The 19255-nt window shown below is 64.9% G+C and carries 17 protein-coding genes; 1 reads left to right on the forward strand and 16 read right to left on the reverse strand.

Annotated elements, in window-relative coordinates; translation table 11 throughout:
* Window positions 1-31: 31 nt before the first annotated feature.
* The 11 genes from tssF to ACN9MU_RS00355 form a co-directional block, all read right to left on the reverse strand.
* On the reverse strand, window positions 32-1708 hold the full coding sequence (gene tssF, locus ACN9MU_RS00305) for a type VI secretion system baseplate subunit TssF (protein ID WP_426343963.1): 1677 nt from the start codon (window positions 1706-1708) through the stop codon (window positions 32-34).
* Window positions 1709-1710: 2 nt separating this feature from the next.
* Entirely contained in the window at window positions 1711-2469 is a 759-nt protein-coding gene (locus ACN9MU_RS00310) for a hypothetical protein (protein ID WP_426343964.1), read from the reverse strand.
* A 93-nt stretch (window positions 2470-2562) separates the two neighbouring features.
* Window positions 2563-3825 (reverse strand): NAD(P)/FAD-dependent oxidoreductase, encoded by a 1263-nt coding sequence (locus ACN9MU_RS00315; RefSeq protein ID WP_426166401.1) that lies wholly within the window; start codon window positions 3823-3825, stop codon window positions 2563-2565.
* A 13-nt stretch (window positions 3826-3838) separates the two neighbouring features.
* Window positions 3839-6739: a diguanylate cyclase gene (locus tag ACN9MU_RS00320; protein WP_426343965.1), complete on the reverse strand. Its 2901-nt coding sequence runs from the start codon at window positions 6737-6739 to the stop codon at window positions 3839-3841.
* A gap of 2 nt (window positions 6740-6741) precedes the next feature.
* Window positions 6742-7044, reverse strand: a complete 303-nt coding sequence (locus ACN9MU_RS00325; protein WP_426343966.1) for a c-type cytochrome — start codon at window positions 7042-7044, stop codon at window positions 6742-6744.
* A complete protein-coding gene (soxA, locus tag ACN9MU_RS00330; protein WP_426343967.1) occupies window positions 7041-7718 on the reverse strand; it encodes a sulfur oxidation c-type cytochrome SoxA in 678 nt (225 codons plus the stop codon). The genes ACN9MU_RS00325 and soxA overlap by 4 nt, the downstream gene beginning before the upstream one ends.
* 122 nt (window positions 7719-7840) lie before the next feature.
* On the reverse strand, window positions 7841-8164 hold the full coding sequence (soxZ, locus tag ACN9MU_RS00335; RefSeq protein ID WP_426343968.1) for a thiosulfate oxidation carrier complex protein SoxZ: 324 nt from the start codon (window positions 8162-8164) through the stop codon (window positions 7841-7843).
* 1 nt (window position 8165) lies between these two features.
* Window positions 8166-8609: a SoxY-related AACIE arm protein gene (locus tag ACN9MU_RS00340; RefSeq protein ID WP_426166416.1), complete on the reverse strand. Its 444-nt coding sequence runs from the start codon at window positions 8607-8609 to the stop codon at window positions 8166-8168.
* Window positions 8606-9010, reverse strand: a complete 405-nt coding sequence (soxX, locus tag ACN9MU_RS00345) for a sulfur oxidation c-type cytochrome SoxX (RefSeq protein ID WP_426166419.1) — start codon at window positions 9008-9010, stop codon at window positions 8606-8608. Before soxX ends, ACN9MU_RS00340 begins: the two co-directional genes overlap by 4 nt.
* A gap of 46 nt (window positions 9011-9056) precedes the next feature.
* Window positions 9057-11243 (reverse strand): molybdopterin cofactor-binding domain-containing protein, encoded by a 2187-nt coding sequence (locus ACN9MU_RS00350; RefSeq protein ID WP_426343969.1) that lies wholly within the window; start codon window positions 11241-11243, stop codon window positions 9057-9059.
* The gene (locus ACN9MU_RS00355; protein ID WP_426343970.1) at window positions 11240-11734 is read right to left on the reverse strand and encodes a (2Fe-2S)-binding protein; all 495 of its coding nucleotides are present in this window, start codon (window positions 11732-11734) and stop codon (window positions 11240-11242) included. Before ACN9MU_RS00355 ends, ACN9MU_RS00350 begins: the two co-directional genes overlap by 4 nt.
* Before the next feature lie 167 nt (window positions 11735-11901).
* On the opposite strand from ACN9MU_RS00355, the gene ACN9MU_RS00360 reads away from it, so the two are divergent.
* Window positions 11902-12504 carry an OmpW/AlkL family protein gene (locus tag ACN9MU_RS00360; protein WP_426343971.1) on the forward strand — a complete coding sequence of 201 codons (603 nt, stop codon included), beginning with the start codon at window positions 11902-11904 and terminating at the stop codon, window positions 12502-12504.
* A gap of 10 nt (window positions 12505-12514) precedes the next feature.
* On the opposite strand, the gene ACN9MU_RS00365 is transcribed toward ACN9MU_RS00360, so the two are convergent.
* From ACN9MU_RS00365 to ACN9MU_RS00385, 5 genes are read right to left on the reverse strand one after another with little or no spacing between them, the layout of a single operon-like run.
* Complete coding sequence (locus ACN9MU_RS00365) at window positions 12515-12985, reverse strand: DUF2244 domain-containing protein (RefSeq protein ID WP_426343972.1); 471 nt, start codon at window positions 12983-12985, stop codon at window positions 12515-12517.
* A gap of 9 nt (window positions 12986-12994) precedes the next feature.
* Window positions 12995-14215, reverse strand: a complete 1221-nt coding sequence (locus ACN9MU_RS00370) for a hybrid sensor histidine kinase/response regulator (RefSeq protein WP_426343973.1) — start codon at window positions 14213-14215, stop codon at window positions 12995-12997.
* Entirely contained in the window at window positions 14215-14820 is a 606-nt protein-coding gene (locus ACN9MU_RS00375) for a chemotaxis protein CheB (RefSeq protein WP_426319814.1), read from the reverse strand. The genes ACN9MU_RS00370 and ACN9MU_RS00375 overlap by 1 nt, the downstream gene beginning before the upstream one ends.
* On the reverse strand, window positions 14820-15650 hold the full coding sequence (locus ACN9MU_RS00380) for a CheR family methyltransferase (protein ID WP_426343974.1): 831 nt from the start codon (window positions 15648-15650) through the stop codon (window positions 14820-14822). Before ACN9MU_RS00380 ends, ACN9MU_RS00375 begins: the two co-directional genes overlap by 1 nt.
* The gene (locus ACN9MU_RS00385) at window positions 15650-19180 is read right to left on the reverse strand and encodes a response regulator (RefSeq protein WP_426343975.1); all 3531 of its coding nucleotides are present in this window, start codon (window positions 19178-19180) and stop codon (window positions 15650-15652) included. The genes ACN9MU_RS00380 and ACN9MU_RS00385 overlap by 1 nt, the downstream gene beginning before the upstream one ends.
* Between the last annotated feature and the right edge of the window lie 75 nt (window positions 19181-19255).

Below are 19255 nucleotides of genomic sequence, written 5' to 3' on the forward strand. Positions count from 1 at the left end.
ATGGAGTGGCCGTGGCAAGTCTATAGCTGATTCACACGAGCTGCCGCGTGCCGGCGCGGGGCGTGGAAAGGTAGAGGATTCGGCCCTGCCGGTTGGCGATGCGAAGTTGGGCGAAGCGGTTTTCGCGCAGCTTGTCGGCAAGCGCGGCGGCCAGGATCTCGCCGAGCACGTGGATGCTGTGGCCACGCAGCCCACTCTCATCGGCCAGCAGGGTGAACTCTGTGCCGTGCATGTGAAGCCGGCCCATTGGATGCACCAGCCAGGCGCTGGATGGCTTGGCGAACAGGCTTTCCAGGCTTTCGCTGAAGGGGCAGCCGTGGAGTTGCAGCTGCTTGTGCAAGGCTTGCAGGCCGGTGTCCTGCGTGTAGAGGCTGTCGCATAGTTCGCCAGGGCTGGAAAGGCGCTGGTCCCCTGCCGGGCCATGGACGAAGCTGATCGGAAAGCCGCCGGCGCTTGCTTCTGTCGTCAGCCTGGCGCCACGCTGCGGCAATTCATTGTTGGTGCACGTGAGCTGCACCGCGATCGTTCCTGTCTCGAGCCTGGCGGGGCGCTGCTCGCGGTCGACGAGGGCAAGGGCGAAACCTTCCTGTTCGTCCAGTTGCCAGTAAGGGCCTGCCGCCGTGTGTGCAGCGCCGTGGAAAGGCGGCAGGACGCGCTCGCCGTTGCGGCTCATGAGCGAGACCTTGTCGACGCTATAGATCCCGCATCCCGGCTGGTCCGGCGCAAGCGGGTAGGACTCTTTTCTGCCGTCCAGGCGAATCGGGTCTGCGGCCTGCTGGAAAAGATTGACGACCGGCGTGCATGAGAGCTGGAAGTTTGCGGCGCCGGCAAGGCGCAGTTCCGGCTCGCAGCCGGGAAGGACGACGTGCAGCGTGAGGCGTTTGCAGCCGGGCGGGCAGCGCGCGGCAATGGCCTGCAGGTCCAGGTCGATGAAGTCGAACTTTTGCGGCATATGGAAGAACTCCGTCAGCAGCCGCTGGCTTTGCTGGCCGGCGCGCGGCGGCAGGATAGCTTCCTCGGCGCCGGTTCCGACCGGTGAGAATGGCGATGCAGGCAACAGGCGCCAACTGCCTTCGGCTTCCAGGCATACGCACAGGCGGTGCATCAGGATGGCGTCAAAGAGCGCTGCGCGCAACGGCGCGTCGCCATCCAGCCACAGTCGCAGCGTGGCGATGGGCGGCTGGTCGAATGCGGCGCTGCCGGCGGTGGCCTCGAGGCTGAGGCAGAGCGCCGACCTGGCTTCGCTTGGGAGGCGCAGCGTTGCCGGCAGGTCGATCGTGGGCTGGAACCTGGCGCCGGCGACAGCAATGGGGGCAATGCGGACATCATAGGCGGTTGCGAACTTGCTGCCGCCGCAGCGCAGGATTGCGCCGCGCGGCAGGCGGCTGGCGGTACTGATTTCGTTGGAGCGCGCAGCCGAGGTGTCGATCTGGATAATGCCGCAGGCGGGAACCAGGCGCAGGTAGTGCGGCTGCAGCGTTTGCAGGAGAGCCTTGTGGAAGTCGTTGCGCCCATCCTCGATGGAATGCTGCATGCTGGCGTTGAGCAGCGCGATCGATTGCAGCAGGCGCTCCACTTCGGGATCGGTGCTGGCGCCGGCTTCCAGTTCAAGCGCGGCGGCGGTTTGCGGGTGCGCGTCGGCATACTTACGGATGGTCCGGCGCAGGCGTGTGAGCTCTTGTTCGTAGTGATGCAGGAGCTTGTCCATGCTCAGCTCCCACTGCGCAGGTTGACGACAACCTTTACCCCCGAATCGCGTTCGAAGCGGCGCAGGCGAAAGATCCACAGGTAGGCATGCACCACCATGCGGGAGAAGGCGTGCATCGCCATGGGCGTGGTGAAGAGGGCGCAGATTGCAAGGCTCGCTCCGGCACGGTCGTAATCGATGCTGGCCGCGAGAATGGGCGCGCCGGCGGCGGCGGCGGCGATCATGGACCAGCCGTCGATGCGGCTTGGCTCGGTGGCGTGGCGGCCAACGTGGTTGAGCAATCCACTCAGCGAACTGGCGGTGATGGCATCGCCTTTCAGCTGCTCCGCCAGCCATGTTTCGAAGCAGTGGCCGGTGTTCTTGCCGGTGGCCGTGCTCCACAGGCGCACCAGTGCCAGGGCCGCGCCGCATGCGGCCATGATGGCGATGACCGCCAGCCAGGAGCCTGCCGGCATCGCGTATGCCGCCAGCACGATCACGGGCGCGGCGAGCATGCATAGGGGGACGATGTAGATGAAGGCCAGCGTAATGATGGCGATGTCCAGCAGGCGCTCCGGATTGCCGTGCCTTGCAAGGCGCCACATGTAGAACACGCCCCCGATGTGCACCGCCGTCAGGCAGAGCTGCAGGCGCATGCCAAGCGGGTTGACGCTGATGGGCATGGCAAACAGCGACAGCAACAGGAGCGAGGTGCCCCATACCAGGGCGGAAAAATGCCAGAGATTGGGACTGCGCTGTGCGGCGGATTGTGGCTTGGACATGAGGTCACCATTAGTCAGGGGATAGCCCTGCCAATGGTGGCACCCGGGAGCAGGTCAGCGTTTGAGGTGAAGCAAAGGTGCAGCGCGCGGCGGTCAGGAAAGCATGTCGCTCCAGATGTTTTGCGCCCAGCTGTCGGCGTAATGCCCTTCGAGCTCCGACGGGCCGGGGCTGACGCCGCCGCTGCCGGGTACCACAAGCAGCGTTTTCTTTTCGGCGTTGTAGGCGTGCACGCTGGCGACGTGGATCACGTCCTTGTCGCTTACATAGCTGTAGCAGGTGTTGGTCAGCAATGGCGTCTGCTCGGGCACGCGCCCGCTTAGCAGGTCGACCACGGCGGCGGCGCAGACCTTGGCGTGCTGGTTGGCCATGTGGCCGGACTTGGGCATCAGCGGGGAAACCTGGATGGCGTCGCCGATCACGTGGATGTTCCTTGCCTGCGTGGATTCGAAGGTGATGAAGTCGACTTCGCACCAGCGCTTGTTCATGTTGGCCAGGCCGGTCTGCGCGGCGATCGCGCCGGCCCGGTGGGGCGGCACGATGTTCAGCACGTCGGCCTTTACCTTGTCGCCCAGCTCGGAGATGGCGGTGCGGGCGGCCACGTCCACGTCTACCGTCTTGAAGCTCGGGCGGTACTCGATGATGCCGGCGTAGCGTTCTTTCCAGACCTTCTTGAACAGCGGGCCTTTGCTGACCACGTCCTCGTTGGCGTCGAGCAGGAGGACCCTGGATTTCGGCTTGTGCTGGCTGAAGTAGTGGGCTACCTGGCAAACGCGTTCATAGGGGCCGGGCGGGCAGCGGTAGGGTGCGGGGGGCACGGTCATGACGAATACGCCGCCGTCGTGCATGGCTTCGAGCTGGCCGCGCAGGGCGGTGGTTTGCGGGCCGGCTTTCCAGGCGTGCAGGATCTTGTCCTGCGCGCCTTCCACGCTCATGCCTGGCAGCTCGCCCCACAGGAATTCAATGCCGGGGCTGAGGATCAAGCGGTCGTAGCTCAGGACCTCGCCGCTTAGCAGCTTGATGGTGCGCTTTTCCGGGTCGATGCTGGAGGCGCTGTCGTGCAGGATCTTCACGCCGTGCCTGCGCTGCAGCTCGTCGTAGCTGCGGGTCAGGTCTTGCAGCTTGCGCGAGCCGCCCAGCACCAGGTTTGAAAGCGGACAGCTGACGAAGCTGGCATTCGGTTCGATCAGCGTGACGTCGATGCCGCCCTGGCTCCACAGGCGCACATGCTTGGCGGCTGTGGCGCCGCCGTAGCCGCCTCCGACGACCACTACGTGCGGCCTGGCCTGGCCGCCGATGCTGGCACAGCCGGTCGTGGCGGTGAGGATCGCTGCTTGCACAAATGTTCGACGGTCCATGGTGCCTCCTCAATCAGGTTTGCATTGCATCTTCCACATAACTGATACGGTCGCGTCCTTCGCGTTTCGATCGGTACAGGGCTTCGTCCGCCAGGTGCAGCAGCTCGGTAGCTGCAACCTGCCGTTGCGGTGTGAACGCCACCACGCCGAAGCTGGCGGTCACTGGCAAACCTGCCTCGCCGCCAATGTCGACCGGCTCGCTGCGGATAGCCCGGTGCAGGGTTTCGATGCGGGCAGCGCCGGCTGGCAGGGTCAGGCCAGGCAGCAGTTCGATGAATTCTTCGCCGCCGTAGCGGCCTACGGCGTCGTAAGAGCGCGTTGCAGCGATCAGGCGGCGGGAGGTTTCCACCAGCACGGCGTCGCCTGCCAGGTGGCCGTGCGTATCATTGACGCGCTTGAAGAAGTCCAGGTCGAGCAGGACCAGCACGAAGCTTTCGCCCGTGCGCTGGCATTTTCCGATTTCGCGCTCAAGGATTTCCATCATCGCGCCTCGGTTCCAGGTGCGTGTCAGGGCATCTTTCAGCGCCCTGACACGCAGCGCTTCCTGGGCCTCTTCCAATTCGCGCGTGCGTTCCTGCACCATGGCTTCCAGCTCTGCTTCGTGGCGCTTGTGAACCAGCAGCCGCATGCGGTGGAACAGCAGGAAGCCGAAGATCACGGCCGCAGCGCACAGGGCATAGAAGGGATAGCTGCGCCACCACGGTGGAGCGATGGAGAATGCGAGTTCGGTGGGCTTCGGCTGCACGGCGCCTTCCACATCCACGGCCATGGCCTGGAAGCGGTAGTCGCCGGCAGGCAGCGCGGCGTAGCGCATTTCAGGCAGCACTGATTCGTTCCACTGGTCTTCCATGCCGGCCAGGCGGTAGCGGTAGCGCAGGCCTTGCCGCCCTTCGAACTGGAGGCTGGCGAGGCGGAATACCACCGGGTCCTGCGACCATGGCAGGCGCCCGGCATTTGCTGCCAGCGGGCGGCCGCCGCGCAGGGCTTCTTCAATCACGGCTTCCGGCGTGCTTACCTCGAACAGGGTTTCCGGGCGCAGCACGTGGGACAGGCCGTTGCTGGTGACGATCCACATCGAGCCGTCCTTGTCCTCGTAGAAGCCCACGCCATTCAGGTCATTCCACACCAGGCCGTGGGTCTCGTTCAGCATGCGCCAGCGGCTTCCATTCCAGACGGCGAAGCCGGCGTCGGTGGCGATCCACAGCCAGCCGCGGCTGCCTTCGAACATGGCGTACATCGTGCGGTCGCGCAGCACAGGGGCTTCGATGCGTGTCGCCTTTGCTTCGCCCTGCACTTTCAGGCTCCACAGCGTGCCGCCGGTGCTGGCCCACAGGGTGCCGTTGCGCGAACAGGCGATGCCGTCGAAGGTGCCGTCGCCTAATGCGGCGCCGAACTCCAGCACTTTCCACGCAGTGCCGTCGTAATGCAGGATGTCGGACTGGCTGGGCAGCCAGATGCCGCCTTGCGCGTCCATGCAGCCCGGGCCGACCGGGTTTTCGGGGTGGCGGTTTGCGGTGGACGGCATCTTTACCACTTGCGGCTGCGTGCCGGCTGGCGCGTTGTCGGGCAGGGTGTAGACGCCTTTCCAGGTGGTGAGCCACAGCTGGCCTTTGCGGTCGGCCAGCACCTGCGAAATGAAGGGCAGCCTGGCGACCAGTTCGGTCTTCCGGGTGTCCGGCAGGGAGCGCATCAGCATGCCGGAATAGCTTCCGGCCCATAGCCTGCCGTTGCGGTCCGTTTCCATCGTGGACCATTGCTGGTCGGCCAGGGCTGGCGGGGTCGGCGGCGTTGTAAATCCGTTCGCTCCGGGCTCCATCACGGCGTGGCCGGAACGGGTGCCTACGTGCAGGCGGCCTTCGTGGCCGCGCTGGACGGAGATGATCACGTCATCCGGCAGGCCTTGCTGCATGGTCCAGCTTTCCCAGTTGCCGTAGCCGCGCCAGTGCAGCAGGCCGCGGCCGCGCGTTGCCAGCCAGGTGCCGCGTCCGCGATCGCGCAGGATGTCGGTGACGCCGCCGCCGGCATCGAGGCCGTTTTCCTTGCCGTAGATCTCCCAGCGGCCCTGGCGCCAGCGCAGCAGGCCGTTATCGGCGTTGGTAAGCACGTTGCCGCTGTCGTCGATGTGCAGCTCGCTGCGCAGCATGTGCTTGCGCATCACGTCTTGCGACGGCGTGCGGTTTTCGAAGCGCGTTGCGCCTTGGGGCAGCGTGTAGATGCGCTTTTCGCTGCGAATCCAGAGGTTGCCGGCCTTGTCGCTTGCAATGCTGGTCCATTGGTCGTGCGGCAGGCCTTCCTGCTCGCTGAATACGCGAATGTCTTTCCCGCTGGCCTGGCAGAGCGATTCCTTGCATGCCATCCACAGCGTGCCTTTTTCGTCGACGTGGACGCTGCGGACCGACTTCAGCTCGGCGTGCGCCTGCAGCGCGGCGGCGTCGAAATACAGGCGGATGCTGGTGCGGTCGCCCTTCGCGGCCAGGACGAACAGATCGCCCTCGCTTGCCAGCAGCGTTTCGCCGGCAGGGCTTTCGGCCATGGGTTGGAGCGGCCATACGGGCAGCTTCTTGCCTTCCCATAGCACGGGAACCAGGCGGCCCTGCTGCAGCCGGTACAGGCTTGCGTGATTGCCGACCCATAGCGCGCCGGACGAGCTGCTGTGCAGGGCGGTGACGAAGGTGTCGTCCATTCCCTGCGTGCTGCCGTAACGGCGGAATTCCGCGCCGTTGTAGCGGAACAGGCCATTCTCGGTGCCTACCCACAGGTAGCCGCTGGCATCCTGGGCCAGTGCCGTGAGCGAAAGGTTGCCGAGGCCTTCGCTTTGTCCGAAGTGTTGCAAGGAGATGTGCTGGGCGCCGGCGCCACATGTGGTCAGCGCCAACGCCGCAGCCAGCAGGCTATGGGCCAGTTTGAATCGCATTTTTATTTTTTCTGGGCGGCGAAGTACGCTGCCAATATTTCCAATTGTTCGTCAGTGTACCCTTTGGCGAGCTGGGTCATGATGGTGGCGGGGCGTTTTCCAGCCTTGAAATCCTTCAGGGACTGCTGGAGCTGGTCCTTTGGCTGGCCGGCCAGGGGCGGCAGCGCAGCGCCTTGCGTGGCGCCGTTGGTGCCGTGGCAGCCGGTGCAGCTGGCGGCGAGGCGGGCGCCGCTGGGGATGGCCTCTGCGGCGATGGCGGGGAGCGTGGCGGACAGCGCGAGCGTCAGTGCGGCGATTGTCTTCATGGGCGGACTCCTGGGGTTTCTAACGGCATGCCCTGGGCGCGCAGGGCAAGGTAGGCTTCAAGGTCTACCAGGTCGGGAGCGCCGTAAGGAGGGACTTCGGCTCGCACGCCGCTCATGCAGTTGCGCAGGCGGCGTTGCAGGCTTCCTGCGCCTTGCCATTCCAGCCGGTAGATGGGATAGGCGTTGGCGTGGCCTTGGGGGATGGGGGCGCCGGCCAGGCGTTTGCCGGCGTTGTTGTCGTGGCATTGGGCGCAGCTCAGGTTCAGCTGGCCGATGCGGGTGGTGAAGAGTTGTTGGCCGCGTTCGGCGGCTTGTCTGGTTTCCTTGTCGGTTGCCGGCGCCAGGGGGAGGCCGCGGCTTTGCAGGGCGATGTAGGTTTCCAGGGCCAGCAGGTCGGGTGATTCTGGCTTCAGCGGGGCGGCCTTCAGGGCGCCGGTGCGGCATTGATTGACCTGGCCGGATAGCGTGATCACTTTGCCGGCTGATTGGCTGAAGCGGGGGAATTTTGCGGCTGCGCCGCGCATGCTGGACTTGGCGTCGGTGTGGCAGGTGGCGCAGGATTTGCCGTTGCCGCCGATGGGAGCTGTGCGCCAGAGCACTTCGCCGTTGGCGACCCAGAGCATGGCGGGGTTTTGGGTGTCGTCGGCTTGCATCGCTTGCGTGGCGGGGGACATGTAGTCGCGGCCGGATTGGCGCTTTAAAACCGGTAAACCAGGGTCAGACCCGGAGGGTCTGACCCTGTCTGCGCTGGCGGCTGTGGTGACGGCTAGCGCCAGTAGCAGTGCGAACGTTGGCTTCATGGTTGCACCTGCAGCTGCCTGGTTTCGGTTTGTGCGAAACTGTTGTCGCCGGTCCAGGTGAATTCGAGCGGGCCGCTGGTGGTTGCCTTGATGAAGAAGGCTATATACGGGTTGGCGCTCATGGCGGGATGCAGCTCGGCGCTGATGACCTGCTTGCCGTTGTAGCGGCATTCGAATTTGCGGATGATGTCGCGCGGGAGGGGCTTGCCGTCGGGGCCGGGGCGGAAGCCGGTCTCCATCATGTGGGCGATCAGGGCACGTACTTCGATTATCTCGCCGGGCCTGGCGCTGGCGGGCATGTGGATCAGGGCGCTGGCCATGTCAGATGGGCTCCCCTTCTACGCAGGCCGCCAGGGCGACGATCACGTCGACCGTCTGCTGCCACCATTGGCCGTCGCTGGTGCGGGCCAGGGCGGTGAGCGTCTGGCTGGTGGCGAGGCGGATGCGGGTGCTGATTTCCGGCGTGCCGGCCAGGGCCGTCAGCTTGAATCTCGCGACGTCGGGGAGCGGGTTCTTTTCGTTGAAGATGGCGATGTCGGTGACGTGGGCTTGCTCGGTCATCGGGCTGTCGACCCTTACCGTGATGGGGACTGCGTTGCCGTTGTCGATCAGTTGGGCGATGTCGATCTGCACGCGGCCGCGCTGGATGCTGGCGTTGCTGGTGTAGGCGGCGATGGCGGCTGTCATCTCGGCGGGCGTCGCTTGGGCGGGGCGGACTAGCGCCAGTAGCGGCAACGCGGCGAGGAGTTGGCGGCGGGTGGTCATTTCTTTTCTGCGGCCTTGAGCGTGACGAGGTAGGCGACGACGTCTTCGATTTGCTGCGTTGTGAGGATGGTCTTGTCGCGGTATGTCGGCGCTACGCGTGTCAAGCCCGTGGTTTTGGCGTACGAGGGCATGATGGTGCTGGGGTTGACGGCACTGTTGTCTGCGATTCGCTGGCGGAGCTCGGCCCTGGTGTAGCGGTCGCCGACGCCGGCGAGGTCGGGGGCCAGGTTGCCTTGGAAGCGTTCCTCGGGGATGGGGGCGCTGTGGCAGAGGAGGCAGAGGCCTTGCTGGCGGTTGGCGACGATGGCGCGGCCAGCTTCTGCGTTGCCTTCCTGGGCTTGGGCGGTGTTGAGCGTCAACAGGGCTGCAAGCAAAAACCGGTAAACCTGGGTCAGACCCAAGGGTCTGACCCAGTCTGCTCGCGGGCCGCGGACTGGCGGCATTTCTTTATGCCTTTTTCAGGCTGTGGTTCTTTAGCGGGAGGTCGCGGATGCGCTTGCCTGTGGCGGCGAAGATGGCGTTCAACACTGCGGGGGCGGCGACGGCGATTGTCGGTTCGCCAACGCCTCCCCAGAAGCCGCCGCTTGGCATCACGACCGTTTCGACCTTCGGCATTTCATCCATCTTCAGCACGTTGTAGGTGTCGAAGTTGGTTTGCTCTGCTGCGCCGTCCTTGATCGTGATCTCGCCGTAGAGCGCTGCGCTCAGGCCGTAGACGAAGCTGCCTTCCACTTGCGCTTCGATCTGCTGCGGGTTCACGGCGTGGCCGGGGTCGGTGGCGGCGACGATGCGGTGGATCTTCAGCTTGCCGTCCTTGCTGACCGAGACTTCCGCCACGGCGGCGACGTAGCTGCCGAAGCCCATCGTTTGCGCGATGCCGCGGTAGATGCCTTTCTTCGGCGGCTTGGACCAGCCGGCTTTTTCGGCCACCGCGTTCAGGACTGCCAGGTGCTTTGGGCTGTCCTTCATCAGCTTGCGGCGCAGGGCCAGCGGGTCCTGTTTCGTGGCGTGCGCGATTTCGTCGAGGAAGCATTCGACGTAGATCGTGTTCTGGTTCAGGTTCACGCCGCGCCAGAAGCCTGGCGGCACGGCAGGGTTGCGCATGGCGTGGTCGATCAGCAGGTTCGGGATGGTGTAGCCGAACGAGGCTTCCGGGCCGGGCGGGTTCAAGCCCTGGAAGACTGCAGGGTCCTTGCCGTCCTTGACGTTCTGCGGGAACAGCGCGGCCAGGATCGATTGGCCGGCGATGCGCATGTGCAGCGACGTTACCTCGCCTTTTGCGTCCAAGCCTGCGGTCAGCTTGCACTGGGTGACCGGGTGGTAGCGGCCGTGCTGCATGTCTTCTTCGCGGGTCCAGATCAATTTGATCGGCGTGCCCGGCATTTCCCTGGCGATCTTCACGACCTGGGTTACCCAGTCGTGCGTGGCGCCGCGCCGTCCGAAACCGCCGCCGAGATGCAGCTTGGTCACGTCGCATTTGGACTGCGGCAGGCCGGCTGCCTCGCTGGTCGCGGCCAGGGCGGCTTCGCCGTTCTGCGTCGGGGTCCAGACGTCGCAACGCTCCGGCGTCCACACGGCGGTGGCGTTCATCACCTCCATGGTGGCGTGGTTCTGGTGGGGGTAGCTGTAGACGGCTTCGATCTTGCGGTGGGCGCTGGCCAGGGCAGCCTTGGCGTCGCCGTTGCTGTTGCCGACTGCCGCTTCCGGTGCATCCAGGCCGGCCTTGATCCAGGCGGCGGTGTCCTTGCTGTTCATGCCGGCGTTGGGGCCCTTGTCCCATTCGATCGGCAGGGCGTCCAGGGCGCTGCGGGCGCGCCACCAGGTGTCGGCCACGACGGCCACAGCGCTGTCGCCGACCTGCAGCACTTTCTTCACGCCGGGCTTGCCGGCGATGGCGGCGGCGTCGAAGCTTTTTACCTTGCCGCCGAAGACCGGGCAGTCCTTGATCGCTGCGTTCAGCATGCCGGGCAGCTTGAAGTCCATGCCGTAGATTTGCTTGCCGGTGGTCTTGTCGGCCGTGTCCAGGCGCGCCAGGCGCTTGCCGGCCAGCTTCCAGTCTTTCGGGTCTTTCAGGTTGATGTCGGCAGCGGCGGGCGCCTGCAGCTTGCCTGCTGCGTCGGCGACCTTGCCGTAGGTGAGCGTGCGGCCGGATGGCGTGTGGGTGATCACGCTTTTCGCTGCCGCGCATTCGGCGGCTGGCACGCCCCACTGGGCGGCGGCGGCCTGCACCAGCATCATGCGGGCTGCGGCGCCGCCCTTGCGGACGTATTCATGCGATTCGCGCACGCCGCGGCTGCCGCCGGTGGAGAAGCTGCCCCAGACGCGATTGCGCGCCAGCTGGCGGCCGGGCGACGGGTATTCGGTGGTGACCTTGCTCCAGTCGCCATCCAGTTCTTCCACCACCAGTTGCGCCAGGCCGGTCAGCGTGCCCTGGCCCATCTCGGAACGGGCGATGCGGACCACGATGGTGTCGTCCGGCTTGACCACGACCCAGGCGTTGATCTCGGGCGCATCTGGCGCCGCGGTGGCCTGCGCCTGCTGCGCTTCTGCGAACGGGATATGGAAGCCGAACATCAGGCCTGCGGTGGCGCCCAGCGAGCGGCCGATGAAGCCGCGGCGAGTCATCATGCTCATGCCTTGCTCCCTTCCACGATGTCCAGGCCTGCAGTCTTCACGTCGCCGCCCCTGGCGATCATGTGGATGGCCTTGCGCACGCGGTTATAGGTGCCGCAGCGGCAGATATTGGTCATCGCCGCGTCGATGTCGGCGTCGGTCGGGTTCTTCTTCTGCTTCAGCAGCGCGGCGGCGGCCATGATCATGCCGGACTGGCAGAAGCCGCATTGCGGCACGTCCAGCGCGGCCCAGGCCTTTTGCACGGGATGGCTGCCGTCGTTGCTCAGGCCTTCGATGGTGACGATCTTCTGGTCGGCCGTCACGGTGGAGACAGGGCGCACGCAGCTGCGCGTCGGCTCGCCGTCAATGTGCACGGTGCAGGCGCCGCATTGCGCCACGCCGCAGCCGTATTTGGTACCGGTGAGTCCCAGCTGTTCGCGGATCACCCACAACAGGGGCGTATCTTCTTCGGCCTCGAACTCGCGTACCTGGCCATTGACGTGCAATTTCATTTCCTGCCTCCGGGGATAGGGTGGGATGTGAATTCGCGAATCTTACTCTCGTTTTAGCTAACTTGTGTTCGTTCGGGCAATTTTGACTTAGGTCAAAGATTTTGCTGCGTCGCATCAATAGACTTTTACTTACCGAATATCAATGACCACATGAAAGAGGTAGTGAAATGAAGAAAGCGATTTTGGCAGCTGTCCTGGGTAGCGTGGCGTTTGGTGCAATGGCGCAGCAAACGCCTTGGCAAGTACGCGCACGTGCCGTGCACATCAACCCCGCAGACAAGTCCGACCCGATTGCCGGCGTGGGCCCATCCGACCTGATCACCGTCAGCAGCAAAACCATTCCGGAAGTGGATATTTCCTACTTCTTCACCCCGAATATCTCCGCCGAGCTGGTGCTGACCTATCCGCAGAAGCACACCGTGTATGTGGCTGGCGAATCCGCCGGCACGTTCAAGCACCTGCCGCCGACCCTGCTGGCGCAGTACCACTTCACCCCATCCTCGCAGCTCAGCCCTTACCTGGGCGTGGGCGTGAACTGGACCACCTTCTCCAAGAACAAGATCCTGGACGGCCAGGGCAGCCTGGAACACGACAGCTTCGGCCTGGCCCTGCAGGCTGGCGTGGACTACAAGCTGGACAAGAACTGGTCGCTCAACCTGGACATCAAGAAAGTGCAGATCCGCAGCGACGTGCTGCTTGCCGGCACCAAGGTCAGCAAGGTCAAGGTTGACCCGGTCATGTTCGGCGTGGGCGTAGGCTACCGCTTCTAACGGCTGGCACCTAGTTGCTGAACAAGCCGCCCTGCACTTCCGCGCGCAGCTCCTGGGCCAGCGCGCGGCGGCGCGGGTCGGTGGCGAAGTAGCCGATATCGACTGCGACGCCATTCGATTCAAGGTGAATCAGGTCGCCGTAGCGGGCGGGCATCTGCAGCCGGAGAAAGTAGAGTTCGAGCTGCGTTACGCTCATTTTGCCGGCGGAGACCTGCTCCACCAGCAGCTTGCCGTTGGCGAGCACGATGTGTTCATAGTCCGTGGCATGGCGGGCGAAGTAAAGGAAGGCGGCCGCCACGGCCGTCATCTCCAGCGCGGTGAACAACAGCACCTGCCACATGCCCATGATCACAAAGCCGGTGGCAACCGCAAACGAGAGCAGGCACATCAGGGCATAAGCCATCCCCATCTGCTGAGGCGACAATGAACAATTGCGCCGCAGCAGCCATTCCCTGCGTTCCCTGAGCAAGTCCCGGTTCATGGGGACATTCTAGGCACAACTCGCTGGCAAAGGCAAAATGTCCTTGGTGCTTCCCGTGCCCGGCGTGGGCTTTTCGTCGGCGCGCGGCAACGTGAAGATGAAGGTGGCGCCTTCGTTCGGCTTGCTGCGGGCCGAGAGCGTGCCGCCGTGGGCTTCGGCGAGCTGGCGCGAGATGTAGAGGCCCAGGCCCAGGCCGGCCGGCATGCCTTCCATCTTTCCGCGTTCGAAGGGTTCGAAGATTTTCGGCAGCACTTCCTCGGGGATGCCGACGCCCTGGTCGATCACCTCGATGCGGGCGTTCTGGCTGTCGGCATGCAGGCGCACGTCGACCGGCTTGCCGCCGCCGTAGCGCAAGGCGTTGTTGATCAGGTTGACGATGACCTGCTCCACGCGGAACTCGTCCCAGCACCCGGCCACGGGCTGCACGATCGACAGGCGCAGTTCGCTGTGCATGTCGGCGGCGTGCTGCGACAGGTCGCCGACAATCCGCTGCAGCAGCGCTTCCAGGTCGACGCGGGCCGGACGGATCGACAGTTTGCCGGCGCGGATGCGCGAGACGTCGAGCATGTCGTCGATCAGGCGCACCATGGCGTGGATCTGGCGCATGTCGCGCGCCACCATGCGTTCCAGCTGCTCCGGCGCGAAATGGTCCATGTTGCCGCGCTCGAGCTGCAGCTTGCGCATCTGCGCTTCCAGGTACAGGGTGTTGAGCGGCGTGCGCAGTTCATGCGCCACCATGGACATGAACTGGTCGCGCATTTCCAGCGCGCGTTGCAGTTCCTGCTGCACGGCGTTCAGCTCGCGCACCGTGGCCTCTCGCTGTTCGACGATCTGTCGCACCTCCTGCTTTTGCCGGAACAGGTCGACAAAGACATTGACCTTGCTTCGCACCGCATCCGGATCGAGCGGCTTGTAGAGGAAGTCCACCGCGCCCGCTTCGTAGCCCTTGAAGGCGTAATTCAGCTCCTTGCCGGCGGCGCTCACGAAGACGATCGGGATATGGCGCGTCTTGCCGGTGCCGCGCATCAGCTCCGCCAGTTCAAAGCCGTCCATGCCCGGCATCTGCACGTCGACGATGGCCAGCGCGAATTCATGTTCGAGCAAGAGGGCGAGCGCCTCTTCGCCGGTACGGGCCTGGTAGATCACGCGGTCGTCGGCGCGCACCAGGGCATTCAGCGCGCGCAGGTTTTCCGGCAAGTCGTCCACCAGCAGGACATTGGTCGGTTCCATCAGTGCTTCTCCAGCATCAGCAATAGTTGCTTGATTTGTTCCAGCGGCAACACCAGGTCCGGCTGGCGCACGCGGATGGCCTCCAGCGGCATCACGCCGACATTGGCTTCTTCCGGGTCCTGCACCACCGTCAGGCCGCCCGCCTTGCCAATGGCGGCCATGCCTTGCGCGCCGTCGTCATTGGCGCCGGTCAGCAGCATGCCCGCCAGGCGTGATCCATACACGTCTGCCGCTGATTCCATAGTAATGTCGATTGCGGGACGTGCAAAGTGCAACGGTGCGTCGCAGCTCAGCGAAAAGCTGCGTTCATTTTCAAGCAACAGGTGGTAACCGGCTGGCGCAAAATACAGGGTACCCGGAATGATGTCTTCCTTGTCGCCCGCTTCGCGCACCGGTACCTGCACCCGTTGTTGGAAGACGTCCACCAGCTGGTTTTGGCGACCGCTCCTCACATGCAGCACCACCACGATCGGCAGGCGGTAGCCGCGCGGCAGTGCCGGCAGCACCTGGATCAAGGCGTTCACGCCGCCGGCCGACGCGCCAATGACGATCGCCTCCGTGGTGCGGCCTCGCACAGCCATGTCCAGCGCAGGGTCGGTTTGCATTATTTTTTCCTGAACAGGCGGTCGCGCTTGGCGAGCACTTCAAACCGGGGAGCGTAAGTGGAGAAGTCGATGCTCTCCTTGCTGCCCAGCCCCAGGAAGCCGCGATGGCAAAGCGACTCGTGGAACAGCCCGAGGGCCCGTTCCTGCAGCTTCTTGTTGAAGTAGATCATCACGTTGCGACAGCTGATGAATTGGGTCTCGGCGAACACCGAGTCGGTAGCCAGGCTATGGTCGGCGAAGGTGACGTTTTCGCACAGCGAGCGGTCGAACAGGGCGGCGTTGTAGGCGGCCGTGTAGTAGTCGGAGAAAGCGCGCTTGCCGCCGGCCGCCTGGTAATTGGCGGTGTAGGTGCGCATGTTCTCGAGCGGGAAAACGCCTTTCCTGGCTTTTTCCAGCGATTGCGGATTGATGTCGGTGGCGTAAATGAGGCTGCGCTCCAGCAGGCCTTCTTCCTTCAGCAGGATGGCGAGCGAATACACTTCCTCGCCGGTGCTGCAGCCCGCGACCCAGATCTTCAGCGAGGGGTAGGTTCCGAGCACCGGGGTCACATGCTCGCGCAGGCCGATGTAGTACGTGGGGTCGCGGAACATTTCCGTGACGGGGATGGTCAGGTATTGCAGCAGCTGGCTGAAGGCGTTGGGCTCGTGCAGCACGCGCGATTGCAGCTGCGAGACGGTGGCGCAGCCCATTTCACTCATGGCGTGCAACACGCGGCGTTTCTGCGAAGCGCCGGTGTAGTCGCGGAAGTCGTAGCTGTACCTGAGGAAGATCGCCTCCATCAGCATGCGCAGCTCGATGTCGACGCTGCCGATTTGTGCGCCGTCGCTCATCACACCGTGTCCAGGGCAGGCATCCACACGCGGAGCAATGAATACAGGCGCGACAGGTCGATCGGCTTGGCCAGGTAGTCGTTTGCGCCGGCGGCCAGGCATTGCTCCTGGTCGTCCTTCATGGCCTTGGCGGTGATGGCGATCACCGGCAGGCGGGCGAAGCGCGGGTCGGCGCGCAGGCGGCGCGTGGCTTCCAGGCCGTCCATGCCGGGCATCATGATGTCCATCAGCACCAGGTCGATGTCGGGCACGGCATCGAGCTTGTCGAGGGCTTCTTGGCCATTGCGGGCGATTTCCACCAGGGCTCCCTGTTGTTCGATGGCGCTGGTCAGGGCGAAGATGTTGCGCACGTCGTCGTCCACCAGCAGGATGCGGCGGCCTTCGAAGACGCGGTCGCGGCTGCGCACTGCCTTCAGCATGGTTTGCCGTTCGCTGGAGAGCAGGGACTCGACCTTGTGCAGGAACAGGGTGACTTCGTCCAGCAGGCGCTCCGGCGAGCGGGCGCCCTTGATGATGATGGAGCGCGAGTATTTCGACAGCTCCGCTTCTTCGGCGCGCGTCATGCTACGTCCAGTATAGACAATCACCGGCGGAAAGCTGGCGATCTCCTGCTGCGACATGTGCTGCAGCAGTTCGCTGCCTTGCATGTCGGGAAGTTTCAGGTCCATGATCATGCAGTCGAAGATGGTGGCGCGGAGCTGCTCCAGCGCTTCGGCGCCGCTGGCGACGGCTGCGATGGCGATGTCCTCGTCTTCGATCAGCTTGACCATGCTGTCGCGCTGGCGGGCGTCGTCTTCCACCAGCAGGATGTGCTTGATCTTTTGCGTGAAGCGGCGTTCCAGGCGCTCGAACGCGGCCAGCAGCTGGCTGCGCCCGGCGGGCTTGTGCACAAAGCCGATGGCGCCCAGGTGCAGGGCTGCTTCGCCGCTGTCGGCGCCGCTGATCACATGCACGGGAATGTGGCGGGTTTGCGGGTTGTCTTTCAGCATTTGCAGCACCGACAGGCCAGAACGGTCGGGCAGGCGGATGTCGAGCATGACGGCTTGCGGCTGGTGTTCTTCGGCCAGCTTCAGGCCTTCCTCGGCGGTGAAGGCGACCAGGGCGCGATAATTCGATTCGTGCGCCAGGTCGTACAGGATGCGGGCGAAGTCGGGGTCGTCTTCGATGATCAGCACTTTGCGCTCCGGCGGCGGGGCGGCGGCGCGGTCGTCGTCGAAGGGGCGCAGCGGGGCGCCGGCCTCGCCCGGACCGGCGGCGGCGATCGGCGGGTCGCCCGGCATCGATAGCGGCGCGGTTGCGGCGACAGGCGGTGCGGCGGCGGGCCCGCTAGGCGGTGCGTCCGCACGGCCTGCCGGCTGCAGCGCCGCGTCGCCGGGCGGCGCAGCTACCGCCCACTGCGTCGGCAACAGCAAAGTGAAGGTGCTGCCCTGCCCTTCCACGCTGGACAACTCGACTTCCCCGCCCAGCAAGCGCGCCAGGTCGCGCGAAATCGACAAGCCCAGGCCGGTCCCGCCAAAGCGCCGGCTTGGCGTGCCGTCGCCCTGCTGGAAGGCATCGAAGATCGCGCCCTGCTGCTCGGCCGGAACGCCGACGCCGGTATCGATGACGGCAAAGCGCAGCAAGCCCGCCTCGCCCGGCGACACGCGCAGGATCACCTTGCCGCGATCGGTGAACTTGACCGCGTTGCACAACAGGTTCTTGAGGATCTGCTCCAGCCGCTGCCGGTCGGTATAGACCTTTTCCGGCAGGCCGGGCAAAAGGTCGACCACGAACTCGAGCTGCTTTTCCCGCGCCAGCGGGACAAAGGCCGCCTGCAGGGAATCGATCATCGCCTGCAAGGCCACTTCTTCCGGCGCCAGTTCCAGCTTGCCCGCCTCCACCTTGGAGATATCGAGGATATCGTTGATCAGCGCCAGCAGGTCGTTGCCGGCGTTGTAGATGGTCTGCGCAAACCGCACCTGCTCCTCATCCAGGTTGCCCTGCGCGTTGTCGGCCAGCAGCTTGGCCAGGATCATGGAACTGTTCAACGGCGTGCGCAGTTCGTGCGACATGTTCGCCAGGAACTGCGACTTGTATTCGCTGGCCCGCTCCAGGTCGCGCGCCCGCGCCTCCACGTCGACGCGCGCCGCGGCCAGGGCGGCATTGCGCTGGTCCAGCATTTCCGCTTGCAGCTCCAGCTTCTGGTTGCTCTGCTCCAGTTCCAGCTTCTGCGTTTCCAGGCTGACCTGCGAGCGCTCCAGCACGCGCGACTGCTCCTCCAGTTCCTCGTTGGCGGTACGCAGCTCCTCCTGCTGCACCTGCAATTCCTCGTTCAGCGACTGTGTTTCGGCCAGCACCTCGGCCAGGCGCTGGCGGGCAACGGTCGCCTCGATCGCCATGCCGACATTGCCCGCGACCAGTTCGAGGAAGTCCAGCTCGCGCCGCCCCACTTCGCGCAGGAAGCCCAGCTCCACCACGCCGTTCACCCGGCCATCGCTATGCACCGGCAGCAGCACAAGCTGTTGCGGCATGCCGTCGCCCAGCGACGAAGACACCTTGATATAGCCGGCCGGCAGCTGCGCCATGTGCACGGCGCGCCGCGTGCGCGCAGCCTGGCCCACCAGGCCTTCACCCGGCAGCAAATGCTGCCCCTTCGCCTCATCCTCCTGGCGGAAGCCATGGGCCGCCGTGCGCTCCAGCGATCCATCCGGCTTGACCACGTAGAACGAGGCCACCGCCACGTCCAGGTAGCGCGCCATGAAGTCCAGCAGCGTCGACGACAGCAGCGGCAAGGCCATCTGGCCTATGCCCTGCTCGGCCAGCTGGCTCTGGCCCTCGCGCAGCCAGGCCTGGTGCTGCAACTGGTAAGCATGCGTGTGCTGCTCCTGCAGCGCATCGCGATAGACGTCCGACAGCCGCATCAGGTCGCGCCGCCCGAGCCACGCCAGCAGGCTGCTCACCGCCAGGCTGACGGCAAGGAAGATCGCCACTGTCCAGAAGCCCACCACGCGCACCGCCTCGCCGCGATTGGCGCGCTCCCGCTCTTCATGCGCGATGAACGCGCGGAACTGTTCGCGCAGGTCTTCCAGGGCCGCCTTGGCGGCGCCGGCGCGCAACATGCCGAGGTAGTCGCCCTGCTGGCGGCGGGTTGCGATCATCTGGTCCGCCGCACGCATCCACGCCTGGTGCTGGGCGCGGATCTGGCGCAGGCGCTCGACCTGGGTGGAGTCGTCCTCCACCAGTTCGCGCAGCGACTCGGAAGAGGCCTCGAAACGCGGGCGCGCGGCAATGTAGGGAGCAAGATAGGCATCATCACCTGTCAGCAGGAAGCCGCGCATGCCGCTTTCCATGTCGACCGCCAGCTTGCGCAATTCCTGCGCATTGCCGATCGCGCGCTCGGTGGATTCCACCGCGCTCCATGTACTCATCAGGTAGGCGAACAGCACAACGAAAATGCCGGCAGCAACGATCCCGCCGAGCAGCGGGACCTTCACATTCCGGTTGAGGATTCGGCGAAAGCCCTGGTCATCGATGGTCGAACTTCTTTGCATTGAAATGGTCAGACAGTCATCGGAAGCTCCCAGTGTACGCCTACGGCGGAGCTTGCGCGGCAATCGTGCGCGGAG

Origin of the sequence: Pseudoduganella sp. R-32 (assembly GCF_049913245.1) — a bacterium.
In the GTDB taxonomy this organism is placed as follows: Bacteria; Pseudomonadota; Gammaproteobacteria; order Burkholderiales; family Burkholderiaceae_D; genus Rugamonas.